The organism is Mycobacterium sp. NGS27 (genome assembly GCF_059813005.1).
This window is the reverse complement of record NZ_JCALDT010000005.1, coordinates 541140-559584: the sequence shown is the minus strand read 5'-3', so window position 1 is coordinate 559584 and position 18445 is coordinate 541140. Positions and strand designations below refer to the sequence as shown.

Annotated in this window: 11 protein-coding genes; 5 read left to right on the top strand and 6 right to left on the bottom strand. The window is 62.3% G+C overall.

All coding sequences use genetic code 11. From position 1 onward, the window contains the following. The 4 genes from AC5Y30_RS16960 to AC5Y30_RS16945 all read right to left on the bottom strand — a co-directional run bounded on the left by AC5Y30_RS16960 (nucleotide 1) and on the right by AC5Y30_RS16945 (nucleotide 4975). Complete coding sequence (locus tag AC5Y30_RS16960) at nucleotides 1-231, bottom strand: MbtH family protein (protein ID WP_499919807.1); 231 nt, start codon at nucleotides 229-231, stop codon at nucleotides 1-3. 688 nt (nucleotides 232-919) lie between these two features. Continuing rightward, complete coding sequence (locus AC5Y30_RS16955; RefSeq protein WP_499919806.1) at nucleotides 920-2191, bottom strand: glycosyltransferase; 1272 nt, start codon at nucleotides 2189-2191, stop codon at nucleotides 920-922. Between the two features lie 184 nt (nucleotides 2192-2375). Beyond that, on the bottom strand, nucleotides 2376-3410 hold the full coding sequence (locus tag AC5Y30_RS16950; protein WP_499919805.1) for an aldo/keto reductase: 1035 nt from the start codon (nucleotides 3408-3410) through the stop codon (nucleotides 2376-2378). Next, entirely contained in the window at nucleotides 3368-4975 is a 1608-nt protein-coding gene (locus tag AC5Y30_RS16945; protein ID WP_499919804.1) for a GMC oxidoreductase, read from the bottom strand. The genes AC5Y30_RS16950 and AC5Y30_RS16945 overlap by 43 nt, the downstream gene beginning before the upstream one ends. 258 nt (nucleotides 4976-5233) lie before the next feature. On the opposite strand from AC5Y30_RS16945, the gene AC5Y30_RS16940 reads away from it, so the two are divergent. Then, a complete protein-coding gene (locus tag AC5Y30_RS16940; protein ID WP_499919803.1) occupies nucleotides 5234-6889 on the top strand; it encodes a GMC oxidoreductase in 1656 nt (551 codons plus the stop codon). Nucleotides 6890-7005: 116 nt separating this feature from the next. Here AC5Y30_RS16940 and AC5Y30_RS16935 read toward each other — a convergent pair whose 3' ends face one another. After that, nucleotides 7006-8274 carry a glycosyltransferase gene (locus AC5Y30_RS16935; RefSeq protein ID WP_499919802.1) on the bottom strand — a complete coding sequence of 423 codons (1269 nt, stop codon included), beginning with the start codon at nucleotides 8272-8274 and terminating at the stop codon, nucleotides 7006-7008. A gap of 377 nt (nucleotides 8275-8651) precedes the next feature. On the opposite strand from AC5Y30_RS16935, the gene AC5Y30_RS16930 reads away from it, so the two are divergent. After that, nucleotides 8652-9746 (top strand): NAD-dependent epimerase/dehydratase family protein, encoded by a 1095-nt coding sequence (locus tag AC5Y30_RS16930; RefSeq protein WP_499919801.1) that lies wholly within the window; start codon nucleotides 8652-8654, stop codon nucleotides 9744-9746. 154 nt (nucleotides 9747-9900) lie between these two features. Beyond that, nucleotides 9901-12087, top strand: coding sequence for an acyltransferase family protein (locus AC5Y30_RS16925; protein WP_499919852.1), 2187 nt, complete (start codon nucleotides 9901-9903; stop codon nucleotides 12085-12087). A gap of 600 nt (nucleotides 12088-12687) precedes the next feature. Here the strand turns inward: AC5Y30_RS16925 and AC5Y30_RS16920 are convergent. Next, nucleotides 12688-13986 carry a glycosyltransferase gene (locus AC5Y30_RS16920; protein ID WP_499919800.1) on the bottom strand — a complete coding sequence of 433 codons (1299 nt, stop codon included), beginning with the start codon at nucleotides 13984-13986 and terminating at the stop codon, nucleotides 12688-12690. 1236 nt (nucleotides 13987-15222) lie between these two features. On the opposite strand from AC5Y30_RS16920, the gene AC5Y30_RS16915 reads away from it, so the two are divergent. Together AC5Y30_RS16915 and AC5Y30_RS16910 are read left to right on the top strand one after the other, a co-directional pair. Next, the gene (locus AC5Y30_RS16915) at nucleotides 15223-16734 is read left to right on the top strand and encodes an MFS transporter (protein WP_499919799.1); all 1512 of its coding nucleotides are present in this window, start codon (nucleotides 15223-15225) and stop codon (nucleotides 16732-16734) included. 200 nt (nucleotides 16735-16934) lie between these two features. Further along, nucleotides 16935-18362 (top strand): hypothetical protein, encoded by a 1428-nt coding sequence (locus tag AC5Y30_RS16910; protein WP_499919851.1) that lies wholly within the window; start codon nucleotides 16935-16937, stop codon nucleotides 18360-18362. The last annotated feature ends 83 nt before the right edge of the window (nucleotides 18363-18445 follow it).

The following is an 18445-nucleotide window of genomic DNA, read 5'->3' as shown; positions in this document are numbered from 1 at the left end:
CTACTGGTCAGATGCGCGGGCCGCCGTCAGCCTTTCGCGCAGACTCTTCGGCCGTATGTCAATCCAGTTCTGGTCGATGTAGTCCAGGCACGCGGCGCGGTCGGCTTCGCCGTACACGACCCGCCAGCCGGCTGGAACGTCAGAGAAGGTCGGCCACAGGCTGTGCTGCTCCTCGTCGTTAACCAAGACGACAAAGCTGGCACTTTCGTCGTCCAACGGATTGACGCTCACCGATTCCTCATACCCCTCTAGTCGACGTGTGTAACACTGCTCCAAACGGTACCGGAGGCGTTGGGGCCTGTCCGTAGTTTCGACAAACTTGATGGTTGGGCCTACGTGACGATCGCCACAGCCCGGGTGGCGGTGTGCGGGACCGGCTTTCGCAGGCCGACTTCGCCCCGGCGATTCGCGGCTGTTGAGTTTGCTCAATGGTGTGTTGGTCGGGCAAGAATCCCCCAGACGACGAATGTTCGGCAAGCGAGCATTACAATCGACGCCGCTTGTCATCTCCCGCCCTTCAGGGGGTCCATTTTGAGACGTCGTAGCGACGTGATTTGCCCGTTTGAAGCAGTGCCACCACCACATCGCTGATTTTGGTCGCCTAGCGCCGACCGGCTTGTCCGTCGTCATTGCAATCTCGGCCAGCAACCATTTGCGTGCCCGACCATTAGGCCATGTCTTTGTGCGTCGTCCGTTGCCCGGCGTGATGACGAGCTCTTTGCGCTCGTGCCGATATGGCGGTGGCTCGCGTCGGCATCCGGTGTGGCGCACGGCTGGCGGCGGAAATGGTCACCCGAGAAAAATTCTCGAGCATTAAAAATGCATCCCCTTCGGGCATAGGGGCAATGACCTCAAACATTCGGTTTTGGGAGCGATGAGGTCGCCGATCGACACACTTTCGGCCGCTTGACTGCACCGATCAGCCGACCCTTCGAGCGCGAGCGAATTCTTCCAGAAGATCGGCGGCCGCCACAACGCTGGCATCAGGTTTCGTCATTCGGGTCGATATTTCACGAGCGCGAGCGACGTATTGCGGGGCGAGGATGGTGCGCAAGTCCGCGACCAACGATTCTCGGGTAACGGTTGAAAAACGACGGGCGGACCCCACCTTCAGTCGTTTGATTTGAGCTCCCAGGAGCGTCTGAGTGGGGTCCATCGACAGGATCAAAGTTGGAACGCCGGCGCGCAGTCCGACGGCCGTGGTGCCTGCGCCACCGTGGTGGACAATTGCGCGGCAAGCCGGAAATATCGCCGTGAAACTGACTGCTCCTACCACCTTGACATGCTCGGAATGCGAGACGTCGCTGAAGTCACTCCAGCCGGCGCACACCAAGGCACGCTCGCCTAACTCCGCACACGCCGCGCTGATCATGGCAAGCGTGTCGGCCGGGGATTCGACCGGCATACTGCCAAAGCCGAAGAAGATGGGCGGTGTTCCCGCAGCAATCCACGAGGTAACCTCTGCGTCTGCCGTGGTCGGCGACTCCATCGTCAGCGCGCCGACAATGGGCCGTCGGCCATTCCATTTCGCCCATTCAGTTGCCAGCCCTGGAAAGCAAACCTCGTCGTAGGCTTGGATTTCCAGGGATCCGCGTTCGGCGATCCTTCGCGGCGCGGGTTTCCTTGCCTTGGGTAAACCGAGCTCACGGCGCTGTTGGTCCTCGACCCGCTTTTCGATCAACCAATCCACCCACTCGAGCACATTCATCGCGAAGCGTGCCAACGGCGCGGGAAGGAACCGCAGGAGCTGGCCATTGGCACGCACCGGGACGTAGTGCAGTGCCGCAAACGGCAGGTCGTAGCGCTCCGCGACGTTGGCGGCGGGCCGCTCGAAAGCCAAGCCCGTGAACAGTAGGTCGGCTCCCTCTGCCACCAAAGACGTCAGGGTTGTGTTCAGCTCCCCCCAGCACCGGCTAACGGGCTCCGAGAGTTCTCTCCACAACCGGCGAAGCTCACGGATCCTCCAGAAGTTCCGGAACAAAGACATCCAGAAGTCGCGGTAGACGGTCAGCATCGCCTGCGAATCCGGCCCGTATGCGACTGCTGGAAGCCCCACCGACTCGGCGAAGCCGACCAGGTCAGGCGGGACGGCGATGCGCACGTCGTGCCCCCGGCGCAGCAGCTCGCGGCCGAGGGCGGCACACGGCTCGATATCGCCACGAGTGCCGAAGCTCGCTAGCACGAATTTCACTGCGAATCCACGCCTTTCACTTATCCTGCCGCGTCCTGCGGGAAGGAGCAGGCGCAGCCATCGTGCGAGCCCAATCGCCCGGCAACCTACGTCAGTACCCACGCTAACGACTGAAATCCAGACGTTTTGGTCAGGCGTGCTACAACACCGGACGCCCTGCTGAGTGTAGCGGGGCTCCGAAAAGTCACCGCAGAGCCTGACCTGTATTCAGCCAGTGCAGCGTCGCTTCATCCAGCTTCAGCGAGAGTGCGGCCGCGTTGTCGTCGAACTTCTCCAGCGTCGTGCAGCCGACCACCGCGAACACATGAAGCGGGTGGCACAGGACGTATGCGAGCGCAACCTGCGCGACGGTGACATCATGCTCGCGCGCGAACGTTTTTGCGCGATCGAGCCTTTCGATGTTGTCTTGGGTGCCGAAGTACGTTGCACACCACCGGCTCATGCGGTTGCGGCCTGGATTCTTCGGGTCGTAATGGTTGGAAAAGAATCCGCGGGCGAGGCTGGACCACGAGAACACGGACAGCCCGTGCGTCGAATACCACTCCCTCGCCGCACGCTGGGTTTCCCCTCCGAGTGTGACGGCGCCGGGCCATGGGGCTTTCGCCCATTCGGCCAGGCTGAACTGAACGCTCGAGGCGCTGAATGGCGTCGATCCCGCGGCGGTGGCGTACGTGTTGGCCTGGGTGATTCGCTCGTGGGACCAGTTCGACGCACCGATCGCGCTGATCTTCCCTTCGTCCATGTGACGGCTGAGCCGCTCCATGATGGGTTCCACTGATGCCGTGGGGTGGTCGTAGTGAAGCAGGTACAGGTCGATGAAATCCGTGCCGAGCGCCTTGAGTGACGCGTGGAGGTCGTGCGTCACGTCGGACGCAGAGAGCCGCGGAGTTTTGAGTAAGAGATGGGGATGACATCCCTTGCTGATGACCACAACCTCGTCGCGATTCCGGTGTTGCCGCATCCATGCCCCCAGCGTGCGTTCGCTGTCCCAATAGATGCGCGCCGTGTCGAATGTGTTGTACCCCAGCTCGAATGACCGATCCAAAAGTGAAAAGGCTTGCTGTTCAAGGGCTCGGCTGGGCGGCAACAACGGCAGTCCCCGGCCCCGCAACCGATCGGTGCCGAAGACGATCCGAGAGACCGGCTTATCGATCCCCGCAACCTTCCCATACTCCATCAGTTCACACCGTTCGCGTAGCCACCAACGATGAATCGACACGCTCGAACAGTGAGGGCCATCATCGTCAGCGTGGGATTCTGATATCCGGGCGAGACGAAACACGCACCGTCGGTGACAAACACGTTGTCAACATCCCAGCACTGGCAGAACGAGTTGACCACCGAGCTCTCCGGTGTCTCGCCCATGCACGCGCCGCCGGTCTCGTGAATGGCTCCCCCAGGCCACAACGCGCCAGAGTCCGTGAGGATCAGGGAGCGGAGCAGTCGGTAGGGGATGTTCCACCGCGCGGCGTCGAGGTTGTTGGCCGCTTGCAGTCCGCCGGCCGCCGCAATGTCGGGAAGGGTCCGCTTCATGTGCGCGACCATGTTGACATCACTTGCCGAATGCTTGCACTCGATTCTGGCTACCGGGATCCCCCACGCATCTCTGACTTTCGGGTCGAGCGAAACGAAATTCTCGTACCGGGGCTGCATTTCGCCATGCGCGCTCATAACCCAGACCGGCGTATCGCGGCCAATCGCGACCTGGATGCCGTATCCGCCCGGGAAGTCCTTCGATGAGTCCTTTTCGCAGAAGCTGGGAATGTAGAGGCCCGTTCCACCGAAATCGAATCCGTCCTCGTTGAGACCAATCTCGACATCCTCTTTGGAGACTGCACCAACCTGCGTGTATGAGACGTGGTCGCACAGGTAGCGGCCCAGATGGCCCGACGATCCGCCCACGCCCGACGGGTGTTGCGCGGATCTCGAGTTCAACATGATCCGCACGCTTTCGATCGCCGACGCGCAAAGCACCACGACCTTTGCCTCAACTGTCTGCGCCTTCTTGGTCGAACGATCGATGTACTCAACGCCCGTCGCCTTGCCCGATCGCGGATCGATCACCAATCTGCTCACGACGGAATCGGTCCGAATCTCGAGCCGGCCAGTTGCCAGAGCGAGCCTGACGGCAAGCGGAATCCTATGGTTGTCGTACTTGGTCTTCCTGGCGTACGTCACCCGGACGTTCGGAAGCCTTTTCTCGACATTGGTGAGGAAAGCCGCTTCCATCTTGGTCGTCTTCGCCGGCCCGATGAACTCTCCGTCCGGACAATTGGGGATACCTTCGGCTTTTCCGTAGACGCCGAGAGTCCTCTCGACGATGTCGTAGTAGGGCGCCAAGTCTTCGTATGACAACGGCCAATCGACGCCATCCCCACGAACGCTTGCGGCTTTGAACTCGTGATCCGACATCCGAGGCGTATGTCTCCACCAAGTGTGCAGGCGGCCGCCCAGTTGCCGGCCCCTGAACCAAAGGAACTTGTCCTTGCCCGGCGTGGTGTAGGGGTTTTCCCTGTCGCTGACGTAAAACCGCTTTGTCGTCTCGGCGAATGACGAGCACCGAATCTGCACGTGTTGTCCCCGGGCCGCCGAACGGACGCGCCCTGCAATCCCCATCGCCCGTAGCTCCGCATCGGCGGGAAAGTCGCCGTCGATGTCCAGGTTCCGGCCGGCCTCTAGTAGCACGACGTTCAGGCCACCTTCGGTCAGCTCCTTGGCAGCCCACGATCCAGAGGCGCCGGAGCCGACGACAATGGCGTCGTACGTCAGTTCGCTTGTGCGCATACCTGTTCGTCTCGTTTCATACGTACTTGTTGTTTCCTCGCGGGTAGCGGCCACGACACATCGGACCGCGTGTCCTTTGAGGATATGCGCGCTCACCGCCGTACACCGCCGATTTGACTGCGGCAGGCGTTGCTGAAAAGCCCACGCAGGCGGCATCTTCCCGCCGCTAGGCAGAAAACCGCACCCTTCCTGCGGCGGCGGTGCTATCGTCGTGCCGCTCAGACTCGGCGAACTTTTGCGCCCAACATAAGGAGCTGGATGTTGGCTCACGGCGAAGTGGATCCGCACGAAGCGGAACGCACTATGTGGGACGTGATTGTCGTCGGCACGGGCATGGGCGGTGGGGTGCTGGGTTATTCGCTTGCCAAGGCCGGGCGCAGGGTGCTGTTCGTCGAGAAGGGACGCTCGACCCTGCCGGGGGCGCCGGGCACGATTCGCGCTTCGATGCCCGAAGTGGCCGAGCCGCAGGCGAGCCGTTCCGCTGCATCCTACTACGACGCACTGGCCCGGGCCGGGCGCTCCACCGATGAGATCGAAGACGTTACCGGCCGCTCCGCGCGGCGTTTTTTGGCCGGGATAGGCAGTGGGACCGGCGGGTCCTCGGCGCTGTATGGCATGGTGTGCGAGCGATTTTTTGCTCGCGATTTCACTCCCCGGCAAGACTTTCGCGACCCCGGTGATTCCACGGTGCCGGAGGCCTGGCCGATCAGTTATGACGAAATGCGGCCGTGGTATGCGGCAGCGGAAAAGCTGTTTGGCGTGCGTGGCCAGTCCGATCCCCTAAGGCCTGAGGCAGCTGATGCCAATCTGCCTGCTGCGCCGCCGTTTTCGGAAGTGAACCAGCCGCTGGTCGACCATCTGGCTGGGCAGGGATTGCACCCCTACCACCTCCCGATGGCCTGTGATTACACCGACGGCTGTACCACCTGCCAGAGCTACCTATGCCACCAATCGTGCAAAAACGACGCCGCCCGCAACTGCCTGCAGCCAGCCCTCGCCGAGCATGGCGCGCAGCTGCTGACGGAATGTCGGGTCGTCGGTCTGGACGCTGACGCCACCCAGGTCCGCCAGGTGATCTGCGAACACCCCTCCGGGAGGTTGGCACTGAAGGCCAAGGTAGTGGTGCTCGCCGCCGGCGCGCTGATCACCCCTGTCCTGTTGCTCAATTCCCGATCCGGCGATTGGCCGCGCGGATTAGCCAACGGCTCAGATTGGGTAGGACGCAACTTGATGCGTCACGTGGCTGACCACATCGAGGTCTGGCCGCAACGCGGTTGCAAAATCACGGCCGAAAACAAGCAGATCGGGCTTAACGATTTTTATTTCTGGGAAGGGCAAAAATTCGGCACCGTGCAGTCCGGTGGGGCGATGCCGCCCGTGGCGGCGCTGACCAACCATCCCGGCTGGGGGCACAAGGCCCTGCGTGCGATTAGCCCCGTGGCGCGTCCGCTCTACGAGCGATACTTCAGCGGCGGGCTGGTGCTCGTGGCGATCATGGAAGATCTGCCCTATCTGGACAACCGCGTACTTCCATACGATCAGCCAAGCACGGACGGCCGCCAACGACTTCGACTTCAATATCGCTTGCATGCCAATGAGATTCAGCGCCGCGAAGTGTTCTTACGCCAGGTAAAACACGTGCTGAAACCGTTTCGCAACATCACCCTCGGAAGCCCTAAAAGCAATGCGGCCATTGCTCATGTCTGCGGCACGTGCCGGTTTGGGACCGACCCGAAAACCAGTGTGCTGGACCCGCAAAACCGTGCGCATGAGGTGGAGAACCTGTACGTGGCGGATAGCTCGTTCTTCCCGTCCAGTACCGGTATGAATCCCAGCCTGACGGTCGCGGCCAACGCCTTGCGCGTTGCCGCGCACGTGAACCAGGCGCATTTCGCGCATTCCATCGCGTCCTGATTGCGGTGCGGGCGGCCCTCGAGCCCACCCACACGCGGCGCGTTGCAGCGCGACTAATTCATTGTGGTTGGCGACTTTTCGACGCCGACGCGAGTACCCAACGACCGCCGGGTCGATCAGGCGACACGTCGTAAGCGCGCGAACTCTTCTAAGAGATCGGCAGCGGCCGCAACGCTTTCGCCGGGTTTGGTCATTTGGGTGGCGACCTCACGGGCCCGGGCGACGTATTCCGGAGCGAGGATAGTGCGCAGGTCCGCAACCAACGACTCCCGTGTGGCACTCGAAAACCGCCGGGCGGTTCCGACTTTCAGCCGCTTGACCACAGTTCCCCAAACCGGTTGATCGCCCAGCATCCAGAGGATCAGGGTGGGAACCCCTGCGCGCAGTCCCGCGGCGGTGGTGCCCGCGCCGCCGTGGTGAACGACCGCGCGGCACGCCGGAAGGACGGCGGCGTGGTTCACCGCACTGACCACCTTGACGTGCTCGAGATCCGGGACGTCAGGGTAGTCACTCCACCCGGAGCAGACCAACGCTCGTTCGCCCAATTGGGCGCACGCCCTGCTGATCAGGGTAAGGGTGTCAATGGGGGATTCGACCGGCATGCTGCCGAAGCCGAAGTAAATCGGTGGTCTACCGGCGGCGACCCATGACAGGACCTCGTCATCGGTCTCTGTCGGCAATTCCATCGTCAGCGCGCCAACGAAGGGGCGCTGGGCGGTCCGATTCGCCCATTCCGATGCGAGCCCCGGAAAGCACACGTCGTCGTATGCCTGGATTTCCAGTGATCCACGTAGAGTGATTCGCTGCGGCGCAGGCCGCTTAGCCTTGGGCAGACCCATGTCCCGGCGTTGTGCGTCTTGGACCTTCTTCCAAAGACCCCAAAGCAGCCACTCTCCAGCCGTGATTGCGGTGCGGCCCAACGGGCCCGGCAGGAGTGGCAGGAGTTTACCGTTGGGCCGCAACGGGAGGTGGTCCAGCGTTGCCAACGGAATGTTGTGATATTCCGTTACGTCCGCGGCGATCTCCTGGTACGCCAAACCGGTGAATAGTAGATCCGCGCCCTCCGCCAAGTCCATCAGTGTCGTGTTCATCTGACCCCACCATTGGACGCTCGGCTCCCAAGCCTCACGCCAAACGCTGACGCGATTCCGAATTCTCCAAAAATTGTCGGACAGGTCCTTCCAGAGATTGCGGTGCGCCTCCAACATCGCCTTGTTTTCCAGCCCGTATGGGACGGCCACCAGCCCAGCCGCCTCCGCGAAACCAACCTGGTCAGGAGACGCGGCCATGCGCACCTCGTGCCCCCGCCGCAGCAGCTCACGGCCGACAGCGACGCACGGCTCGATATCCCCGCGAGTTCCATAACCTGCCAGCACAAATTTCATCGCGGATCTTCGCCTTTCGCCAATCTTGCGCATCCGTCAAATGAAAGCGGCTGCGCAGGTTGCCAACCCGCCGTCGGCAGCTTATCCCCAGAATTAGCTCGAAAGGGTGAAAATCGCACGCCAATGGCTCCGAATTTACGAAGTTTCCTCAATCCACCCTCGCCGGACCGTGGCGGACAGCCCACTCCGGCGATTCTCTGTTTGTGGTACCCAGCATTCATCCAGGCGTGACGTCGATGCCCAGCTGCAGGCGGCGTGCGGCCGCCAATCGAAAATGAGCCGGATATGATCGACTCCGACCGCACGCGTGCCCGCATCGCGTGCCGGACGTAACCTCTCCGCAGGCGAACCGGAGGCTTCGGCTCTTGTCACAATGTGTGCTCATCACTGGTGGGGCAGGCTTTATCGGGTCCGCGCTTGCGCGCCGTCTGGTCACATCCGGCTACGACGTCGCCGTCATGGACGTGCTGCATCCGCAGGTGCACGGTGAAGGCCGCGCGATCGACCTGCCCCAGTCCGTGCGGATGTTCACCGGTGATGTGACGCATGCTCCCGATTGGGACGCTGTGCTTCGGTTGTTCCGCCCTTCTCAAGTCGTCCATCTGGCGGCCGAGACGGGAACGGGACAGTCACTGTCCCATGCGACACGCCACGGTTCGGTGAACGTAGTAGGAACCACCCAGCTGCTTGATGCGCTGAGCCGTTCGGCACTCGTGCCCGACCAACTCGTCTTGGCATCGTCGCGGGCCGTCTACGGCGAAGGAGCGTGGCAATGCGGCACAGAAAACTTCTATCCGCAGCCGCGCAGCCACGCGCAGCTGCGGGCCGGTATCTGGGATCCCAAGGGCCCCAACGGTCAACCTGCGGCGCCGCTTGCGAGCTGCGCGGGCCAAACCGAGCCCCGCCCGACCAACATCTACGCTGCAACCAAGCTCGCGCAGGAGCACATGTTGGCGGCCTGGACGGCCGCGCATGACACCAATCTCAGTGTGCTGCGCTTGCAGAACGTCTACGGGCCAGGCCAGTCGCTGACCAATGCATACACCGGAATCGTCGCTCTGTTCGCGCGGTTGGCGCGGGAAAAGAATGTGTTAGAGGTGTATGAAGACGGTCGCATCGTACGCGATTTCGTGTTCATCGACGATGTCGTCGACGCGATATATGCAGCGGTTCAGACTCCCTCGACCCGTGCACGCTGCCTCGATATCGGGTCGGGTGTGGCGACCACCATCCATGAGCTTGCCCGCAAGATTGCCGCCATCTGCGGCGCCCCGGAACCAACGGTCGTGTCAAAGTTTCGGGATGGTGACGTACGCGCCGCGAGTTGCAACATCCATCCGGCCGAACATTCGCTGGGCTGGCGCCCGAGGTGGGCGCTCGAGGATGGTCTCCATTCACTTCTGGAGTGGATCGGGCAGCAACACGATGTACCGGCGGGGCCGCCGATCACGCCGGCTCCTGCCGTGCCGTAGCGGCTCACGATGAGAACCGCCACCGGCCTTTCGCCGTACACCAATGTGAGCGCGGACGGCGAAGGCTCCTTGGGCCACTTACGCGACGCGGCGCAGCCGTTGGAGTCGTGTGCAACAATGCGCCAGTCAAAGAACGTGTCCTCGTGCCCAGGTGGTGATCTTGCTCAAGACCCGCGGCGATAGCCCTGTCGAAGGGGCACAGGGTCGCCGCGCACCACAGACCGGTTTTCGCGCGGACATCGAGGGACTGCGCGCCGTCGCGGTGATCGGCGTCGTCCTCTTTCATGCCGATGTGCCCGGTGTGGGCGGTGGTTACGTGGGCGTGGACGTCTTCTTTGTGATCTCCGGCTTCCTGATCACCGGGCTGCTATGGCGCGAGGTCAGCACCACGGGCACCATCGGGCTGCGCCGGTTCTACGGTGCGAGGGCCCGCCGGCTTCTACCAGCGTCTGCTCTGGTGGGCATCGTCACCGCTATTGGCTCGGTGCTTCTACTTCCCCCGTTGCGGGTCCCGGACGTCCTTGATGACGGCCTTTGGAGCGCGCTGTATGTCGGCAATTACCGCTTCGCCCTGCAATTTCGCAACTACTTTGATGCGAAGCTGCCGGCATCGCCTTTTCAGCATTACTGGTCCTTAGGCGTAGAGGAGCAGTTCTACTTGGTGTGGCCGGCCGTGATCATCGGCACGGCTTGGCTCATCCGGCGTGTGGGTCGCCGTGGCACGGACGGCCCCGAGCCGTCGCGACGGCCCTACCTGGTAGTCCTTGCGCTGATTGCCGCCGCTTCGTTTGCGCTGTCGGTGGTGGTCAGTTACGTCGTGCCTTGCGTAGCCTTCTATTCGCTGCCCACACGGGCCTGGCAACTGGGTCTCGGCGGCCTGGTGGCACTTGCGGCAGGTCGATTGGGCCGGCTTCAGGCATTGCCCGCGGCCATCGCGGGATGGTCAGGACTGGCCCTCATCGTCGTGGCTTACCTGGCATTGAGCCCGACCACTGTCTACCCGGGGACCGCGGCGCTATTACCAGCGATCGGTACGGCGTTGGTGATCGGCGCCGGCTGTGCCGGCCCTCCTCGGGGATGCGGTCGCTTGCTGGAATTGCCCCGGATGCGCGCGGTCGGCCGGGTCTCGTACTCGTGGTATCTGTGGCACTGGCCGGTGCTGGTGTTCGCGCCCGCCTTGCTGGGCCATCCGCTCGGCTTGGCAAGCAGATTTGCGGCGGTCCTGCTATCGGCCGGCCTGGCGGTGCTCACGCTTCATCTGATCGAAAACCCGCTCCGATTCGCGCCGCTCTTACGTCGGTCTTCACTGCGCAGTCTCGCTCTCGGCGGTGCCGCCACCGCGGTGGCGGCCTGCGTGTGTGTGGCGTTACCAGCAGTGGTGCCGACCCCGGTCGGGCGCGGTGCGCCAGCTTCGGCACTGACCGTGACGGCGATGCCTCGACCCACGGGACCCGACATCACGGCATACGACGCGGCAGTGCAGCGCGCATTCGCACAAGTCCAGGCCGCCGTCGCAGCCTCTGTCGAGTTGCGAGCCGTACCGTCGAACCTGGACCCGCCACTTGCCGATGTGGCAGCCGAACTTGAGCCCCTATTCCTCAACGGCTGCATGCGCACGTTTTTCCAAGCGGGACAGCCGGAATGCGTGATGGGAGATACCGCCTCCGCGACGACTGTCGCGCTGGTCGGTGATTCGAACGCCGCGATGTGGGCTCCGTCGGTCCAGCAAGTCGCCGCGCAGCGGCACTGGCGCCTGGAGATACTCAACAAGGCGGCCTGCCCTTTGATGGACTTGCCTGTCACCAACCCCCTGCGTCGCATGCTGACCAAATGCGATCAGTGGCGGGATCAAGTGATCGGCCGATTACGCGCGGAACGCCCACGATTGGTGCTACTAAGCGTATGGCGCGGGTACGGCCCAGGCGGCGGCTACCTGCCGGGCTTTACTGCATACGATCCGGCGTGGCTCGCGAGTTTGACCCGCCTGGTGCAGCAGCTGCGTGGCTTTGGCGCCGAGGTGCTGGTGCTCGGGCCGATTCCGGATCCGAAGCTTGTGGCGCGGATATGCCTGTCTGGACACCTCGATGACGCGACAGCCTGCTCGTCAGCGAAATCGACGGCGGTAAACAGCTCTGGTATTACCGCTGAATCTTCAGCGACCAAAGTCGGCGGCGGACAATACGCCGACCTCACGGAGCTTTTCTGCACCGCCGACCGCTGCCCGGTCATCGTAGGAAACACCTTGGTCTACTTTGATGAGGATCACCTGACGGCCGAGTATCCCCGGGCGTTGGCACCGGTAATAGGGGCGCTGGCCGACCGCGCGCTGGCCGGCGGGTGAAATTTCGCGCCGTTCGCGGCCAACCTCAGCGTCGTCCAAGCAGGTAACACCGCTTGCTGTGGCATTCATCAGCTATACGTGCCGTCACCCCGATCGGCTCTCAAGGTGACTTGTTATCCGTTGCAGAACAGGCACTTTCGTCAAACCGAAACTGGCCGAGCTACGTATTCAGTGCGAGGATGGCGCGGACGTGTGCGACCCGGAGTTCCGCGTAATGGTCCAAACTGCCGACCGGTGCCGAACATCAGCTGCCTGACCACGCCTGGCCTTGGAGGGTTGATCTCGCAAAGACGGGACGCGTTGTCGTCGCCGTTCTAACATGCATGCGGCTCAAAGGTGTCGCACCCGAACTCAATTGGCCTATCCAAGAAGCGTGAGGGCCCTGCCGCTCACTGCTTCATTGAGTGGTCAAAACGGTCGCCCGGCACTGGAATCAGTGGACGCCGAGGATAATTTGAGAGGTTCGCACACAACGCTGACTATTCTTCCTTGGTATCAGAATTTGCCGAGTTATCGTCGGAGCGGTGCGCCGGAGATTTTGAATCGACCAACGCGAGCAGGTCAAGGAAACCCGGGCGACTCGCCGGATTGCCGCGCCAGTCACCGCAATGACGGTGGTCGCCGTTCGGATGCCGTGCCGCGGAGGGCAGACTCTTCCAGAAGATTGGCGGCGGCCGCGATGCTTTCGGAGGGTTTGCTGGTCCGTGTCGCGATCTCACGCGCTTGGGCAGCATATTCTGGATCGAGGATGGTGCGCAGGTCCGAAACGAGCGAATCAGTGGTGCTTTTCCAGAGGAGGCGGCCAGTACCTATCTTCATCCGCTTAACCGCATTTCCCCAAATCGGCTGATGCATCCGCAACGTCGCAAGAATCAACTGAGGGACCCCTGCGCGCAGAGCTGTGGCTAGTGTGCCAGCGCCGCCGTGGTGGACGACCGCGCGGCAGACCGGAAAGATCGCGGCGTGGTTGACAGTGTTGACTAGCTTGACGTGTTCGAAATCGGGGACGCCACTGAAATCACTCCAGCCGGCGCATACCAATGCGCGCTCACCCAACTCCGCGCAAGCTGCGCTGATCATGGCGACTGTCTCGGCGGGAGACATAATTGCGGTACTGCCGAAGCCGAAATAGATTGGCGGTTGACCTGCTGCGATCCACGAGAGAATTTCTTCATCGGCTTCCGTCTCCAACTCCATTGTCAGAGCGCCAATTAAGGGCCGACGACCCTCCCATTTCGCCCACTCGCTTTTCAAGCCGGGAAAGCAAACGTCATGGTACGCCTGGATCTCAAGCGAGCCACGTTCAGCAATCTGCCGCGACGTGGGGCCTTTAGCAGTTGGCAAGCCCAATTCGCGGCGCTGGTTGTCCCCTAACTTCTTCATTGACAAACGCCACGTCAGCCAATCGTCCACAGTCATTCCGATACGACCAAATGGCGAGAGGAAGGTCGGAACAAGCTCACCGTTGGCCCGAATCGGGACCGTGTGCAGGGTGGCCAACGGAATGTCATAAAACTCCGCGACGTTGAGAGCAGCCTGCTCGCCATATACGAAGTTCAATAGTAGATCGGCCCCATCTGCCAGCGACATCAGTGCCGTACCAATATCTTTCCAGCACTGCGAAAATAGGCGCAGATCTTCCCGAACCAGCTTGAACAGATCTTGGACTTTCCAGAACTCGCGCGATAGACGCGTCGTAAATTCGAGGTGCAGGTTGTGCCATGCCAGCGAATCCGGCCCGCAAGCAACCACGGAAAGCCCCGCCGCCTCGGCGAAGCCAACCAGATTGGGCGGGACGGCAATCCGCACGTCGTGCCCTCTCTGTAGCAACTCACGACCCACGGCGACGAAGGGCTCGACGTCGCCGCGAGTTCCATAGCTTGCCAGAGCAAATTTCATCCCGAAAGTCCTAGCCTTTCATTTGCGTACTACTAATTAGCAGTTCCTGAGAGCCGGCGGGGCGCTTGCCTACGACTGATTCTCCCCCCCACTGCCCACAACAGCGCGATAGGGCGGCGCGTTCACCGCGCCAGCTACCGTGCCCTGCTCGACCCTCACCACGTGCGTGTTCTGCGATATAAAGCATCAGCCCCCGACCGGCGTAGCCGCTTCGCAACATATCCCAAGTCTCGACTGCATATGCGAAAGTTCCTCAAGTTTTATCGAATTGGCACCGAAACCCGACCACCGCGAAACAACCACATCTACCCACCTATGTCAGAAGGCCGCAGGCGTTGACCGCTCCATGGCCTTCAACCAGCCGCTCAGGCGCTAATACCCCGGCCGGCTCGTCTGGACAACATACTGGCCGTATACATCAAGGCGCTCGACGATTCTTTACGGATGTTTGGGTCCCGCACGATCCTGAAGAATTCGTCGCGCCAGTTTAGAGCTACCCGGAGCCGACGGAGGGTAAACTGGCGACCTTTTATCGCGATAGCGAAGCTCGAGCGAAAGCGCGAGTTGCGACTGGACGCCCTGCATGACTCCAATCTCAGTCGGCTGCGCCTGACTCTCGGTCCGCTGCGCCTGCGGAAGGTCTACTTGACGAGTCTTCGCTGAAGTACGTATCTGCGCGCGAGCCGCCCTGCCTGTAGATCGGCGCGGCGCTGTAATCACACCATGACCTGACCCGCGAGATCGCCGCTATCTGCCCTTCGAATGCAAGTAGTAGCGAGCGTGTCGACGCGACTGCACTAGGAATCTGCGCCGTACCGTCGAGGCGACGATGAAACGCTCTACTGGCGCGCTAAGCGACCATTGACGATGGCCTGCAGTCATTGGTCTCCGGATTGGCGATTACCTTTGCGGAATGAAGTGGTGAATCTATCGAGGTGTGCCAACCGACGCGACTGGGCGTCGTGCGGCACGTCGCCAACGCACGATCACAGGACCGAGTACCGAGGCCAACCATATTCGCGTGACCTCACCGCTGGCTCTGGACTGCCAGGCGCCCCTGAGGCGGACCCTGGGCCATTGGTGCTAGAACGGCCATCTGCGGGTTCACGAAAAAACATTCGTATCGTTGCGGTAGCGTGCGCTGCTATGACGGCTCTAATGATGTAGGGCTGGCAGCACCCCAAAAGACGACACAGCGCGGGTCGCAATGCGACAGACGCGCGGAATGAGCGATACATGCCCTTCAAACCGACCACGCTCGGCCGTGCGAGCAATAACTTCATGGCCGGGCTGCCAGCTCGTCGGTTTATCGCCGCAGTCATTGCAATCGGCTCCGTGCAGCTCATGGCCACGATGGACGGCACCATCGCGGTCGTTGCTCTCCCCAAGATCCAGGACGAGCTAAACCTGTCAGATGCCGGGCGGAGCTGGGTGATCACTGGCTACATAGTGACCTACAGCGGCCTGCTGCTAGTGGGCGGTCGCCTCGGTGACGCAATCGGGCTCAAACGCACCTTTATGGTCGGCGTCGGCCTATTCAGCATCGCGTCGGCGGTATGCGGTATCGCGCAAGACGGAGGCACCCTCGTCACGGCCCGGCTTCTGCAGGGCGCGGCGGCCGCGATCATCGCACCCACCAGTTTGGCGCTGATCTCGACCACCTTCCCGAAGGGACCGGCACGTAACGCTGCCGTGGGGGTTTTGGGCGCCACGGCCAGTCTCAGCTCGGTGATGAGCCTGGTGGTGGGCGGGGCCCTTACCGAAGTGTCATGGCGGCTCATTTTTTTGTTGAATGTGCCGATTGCGCTGCTGGCGATTTACCTCGGTCGAAGCGCCCTACGGGAAACTCAGCTGGAACGGCTGAAGCTCGACATCACGGGGGCAGGGCTGGCGACGTTGACATCTATCGCCGCGATTGTCGCCGTGTCGATGGGACCGGAGAAGGGCTGGCTGTCGGGCGCGACGATCGGTTCGGGTGCGGTGACACTGGGCGCTTTTGTGGCGTTTGTCGTCGTGGAACACCTGGCTGAGAACCCTATCGTGCCGCTTGACTTATTCTTCGACCGCAACCGGCTCGCCACGTTCGCTACCATCTTCCTCGCCGGTGGCGTGCTCTTAACCCTGACAGTGCTGGTCACCCTGTATGTGCAGAACCTCTTGGGCTACAGCGCCCTGCACGCAGGCCTCGCCTTCATCCCATTTGTCCTTGCCGGTGGGGCCGGGGTGGCTTTGTCCTCCCGGCTGGTAACGCGTTTTCCGCCGCGGGTATTGGTGCTCGCCGGCGGGATGCTCGTGCTCGGCGCGATGCTGTACTGCTCAACGTTTCATCGTGGCATCCCGTACTTCCCCAATTTGCTCGTGCCGCTCGTCGTGGGCGGTATCGGTATCGGCATAGCCGACCCGCCAATCGTGCTGTCATTAATCGCTGGCGTTGGTCCCGATCGGATCGGGCCCACGTCCGCGATCTCGCTTATGCTTTACGGCCTCGGCGGGCCGGTGGTGATGGGCGTCATCCAGGCTGTCGTCACAGCGCGAACCGTGTCATTAGGCGGGACTAGTGGACCGGCGAAGTCCATGAATCCCGCCCAGCTACATGCCCTGGATCAGGGCTATACCTTTGGGCTGTTGTGGCTGGCCGGCGTGGCCGTCGTGGTCGGTGTGGCTGCGCTGCTCATCGGCTACACCGCACAGCAGGTGGCGCATGCCCAGGAAGTCAAGAAAGCTATCGACGCCGGCGATCTAAACTAATAGCCGACCCGTGCAGCACCACCCGGTGCGCGCGGCGCATTCATGGCCCATACATGACCGGATTTTGAGTGGCCTCGAGTTTGACGCGATGCCCTCCGCTGCTCTCGTCACGCCGCGAATCGGGCGCAACCAGGTTCAGGAATAAGCTTGGCAGCGCCAAAGAGCCGAGAGACATGAGCCGGCAAGGTAAGGTTCGGGCGGTGCCAGCCCGGATACGCCCCCTTCGAGCATCCAGAACACGCCGCGCCTCGAAACGTGATGCGCTGCCGGACAATCGGCTCGCGTTCGCGGACCACGCCGTGTTCGCAGAACACACCGCCAACGGCCGGAACCTGGTCATCCAGGTCGTGTTCATTTACGAGCACGCTATCGACATCGATGGGGTGAGGCGGTTCAACCGAAATCTGGGTCGCGGGCTGCTGGGGCGGCGCATCGAGCGTTCATCGTTCGGGCGATATCGGTGGGTGACCAACCATGTTCCATCGGACGTCGACGTGTCCGAGCGTCCCCGGCCACGTGCCGAACTCAGCGACTGGGCCGACGAACGCTCGCAGATGCCCACCGATTCGGAATGGGGTCCCGGTTGGCATATCGGCGTCCTCCCGCTTACCGACGGCTCGACCGCGGTCAGCTTGGTGGTTTCGCACTACCTCATCGACGGCTTCGGGCTCGCCCTCGTGATCGCTGATGCGTTAATAGATAAACAGCTCGAACTTGGCTACCCGCAGCCACATTCGCGCAGCCCACTGCGCGCCATCGCACAGGACGTCCGCGAAGCCGGGCGGGACGCGCGCGAAGTCGGCCGCGCGCTTGCCGTCGCAGCAAAACTGGCCCGTCGCCGTCGGCCGGACAGTACCCCGGCAACGGAATCGCGACCCGTCGCCGTCAGCGGAGGCGGGGCCGATGAAGGCGTTGTCGTGCCGGTCGTCACCTTGCATATCGACGCGGACGAATGGGATGCGCGCGCAAAGATTCTGGGCGGAACTGGTAGGACGCTACTCGCAGGATTCGGAGCAAAACTCGGCGAACGCATGGGACGTCGACGTGCCGGTGATGGTGCCGTCACCTTGCAACTCCCTATGAGCGCCCGCACCGAGGGCGATACACGTGCGATCGCGGTATCGTTTGCCCGCTTCAGCGTCGACCCGACCCCGGTGACAACGGATCTCGGCGACGTCCGTGCCGCGGTCAAGCAGGCGCTGGACACGCTGCGGGAGACACCAGATGAGTCGGTGCAGCTGCTGTGGCTGGTCCCGTTCACGCCGAAGCGGATATTGAGACGAATTGGCAATGCGATGGGCGCCGACCCGGATCACCCGGTGTTCTGCTCAAATCTCGGCGACCTCGGCTTCTTGGTGTTGGCCCTGGCCGGCAACGAGGCCGAATACGCCGTCATCGAAGCGGCCCTCAACAGGCTGCATCTCATCCGGGTGAGCGGGCAAAACTTAACGCGGCAACTGCTCGAGCGGACCGGTGGTCAAATGATGCTGCAGTCCTGGCGGATCGGCGACAAGATCGCCATCACCATCGAGGCCTATCAACCGGGCGCGAAAAACACCAAGACCGCTTTGCGCGAACTGGCCGGGCAGACACTGGCCGAGTTCGACCTGACCGGTGAGATCGACTAAGCGGCACATCCCGGCCGCCGCATTGCGGCGACTTCCCTGCGGTGCCTGGCACGTGGGCCCGGAACGTGACGGTTCACGCAACG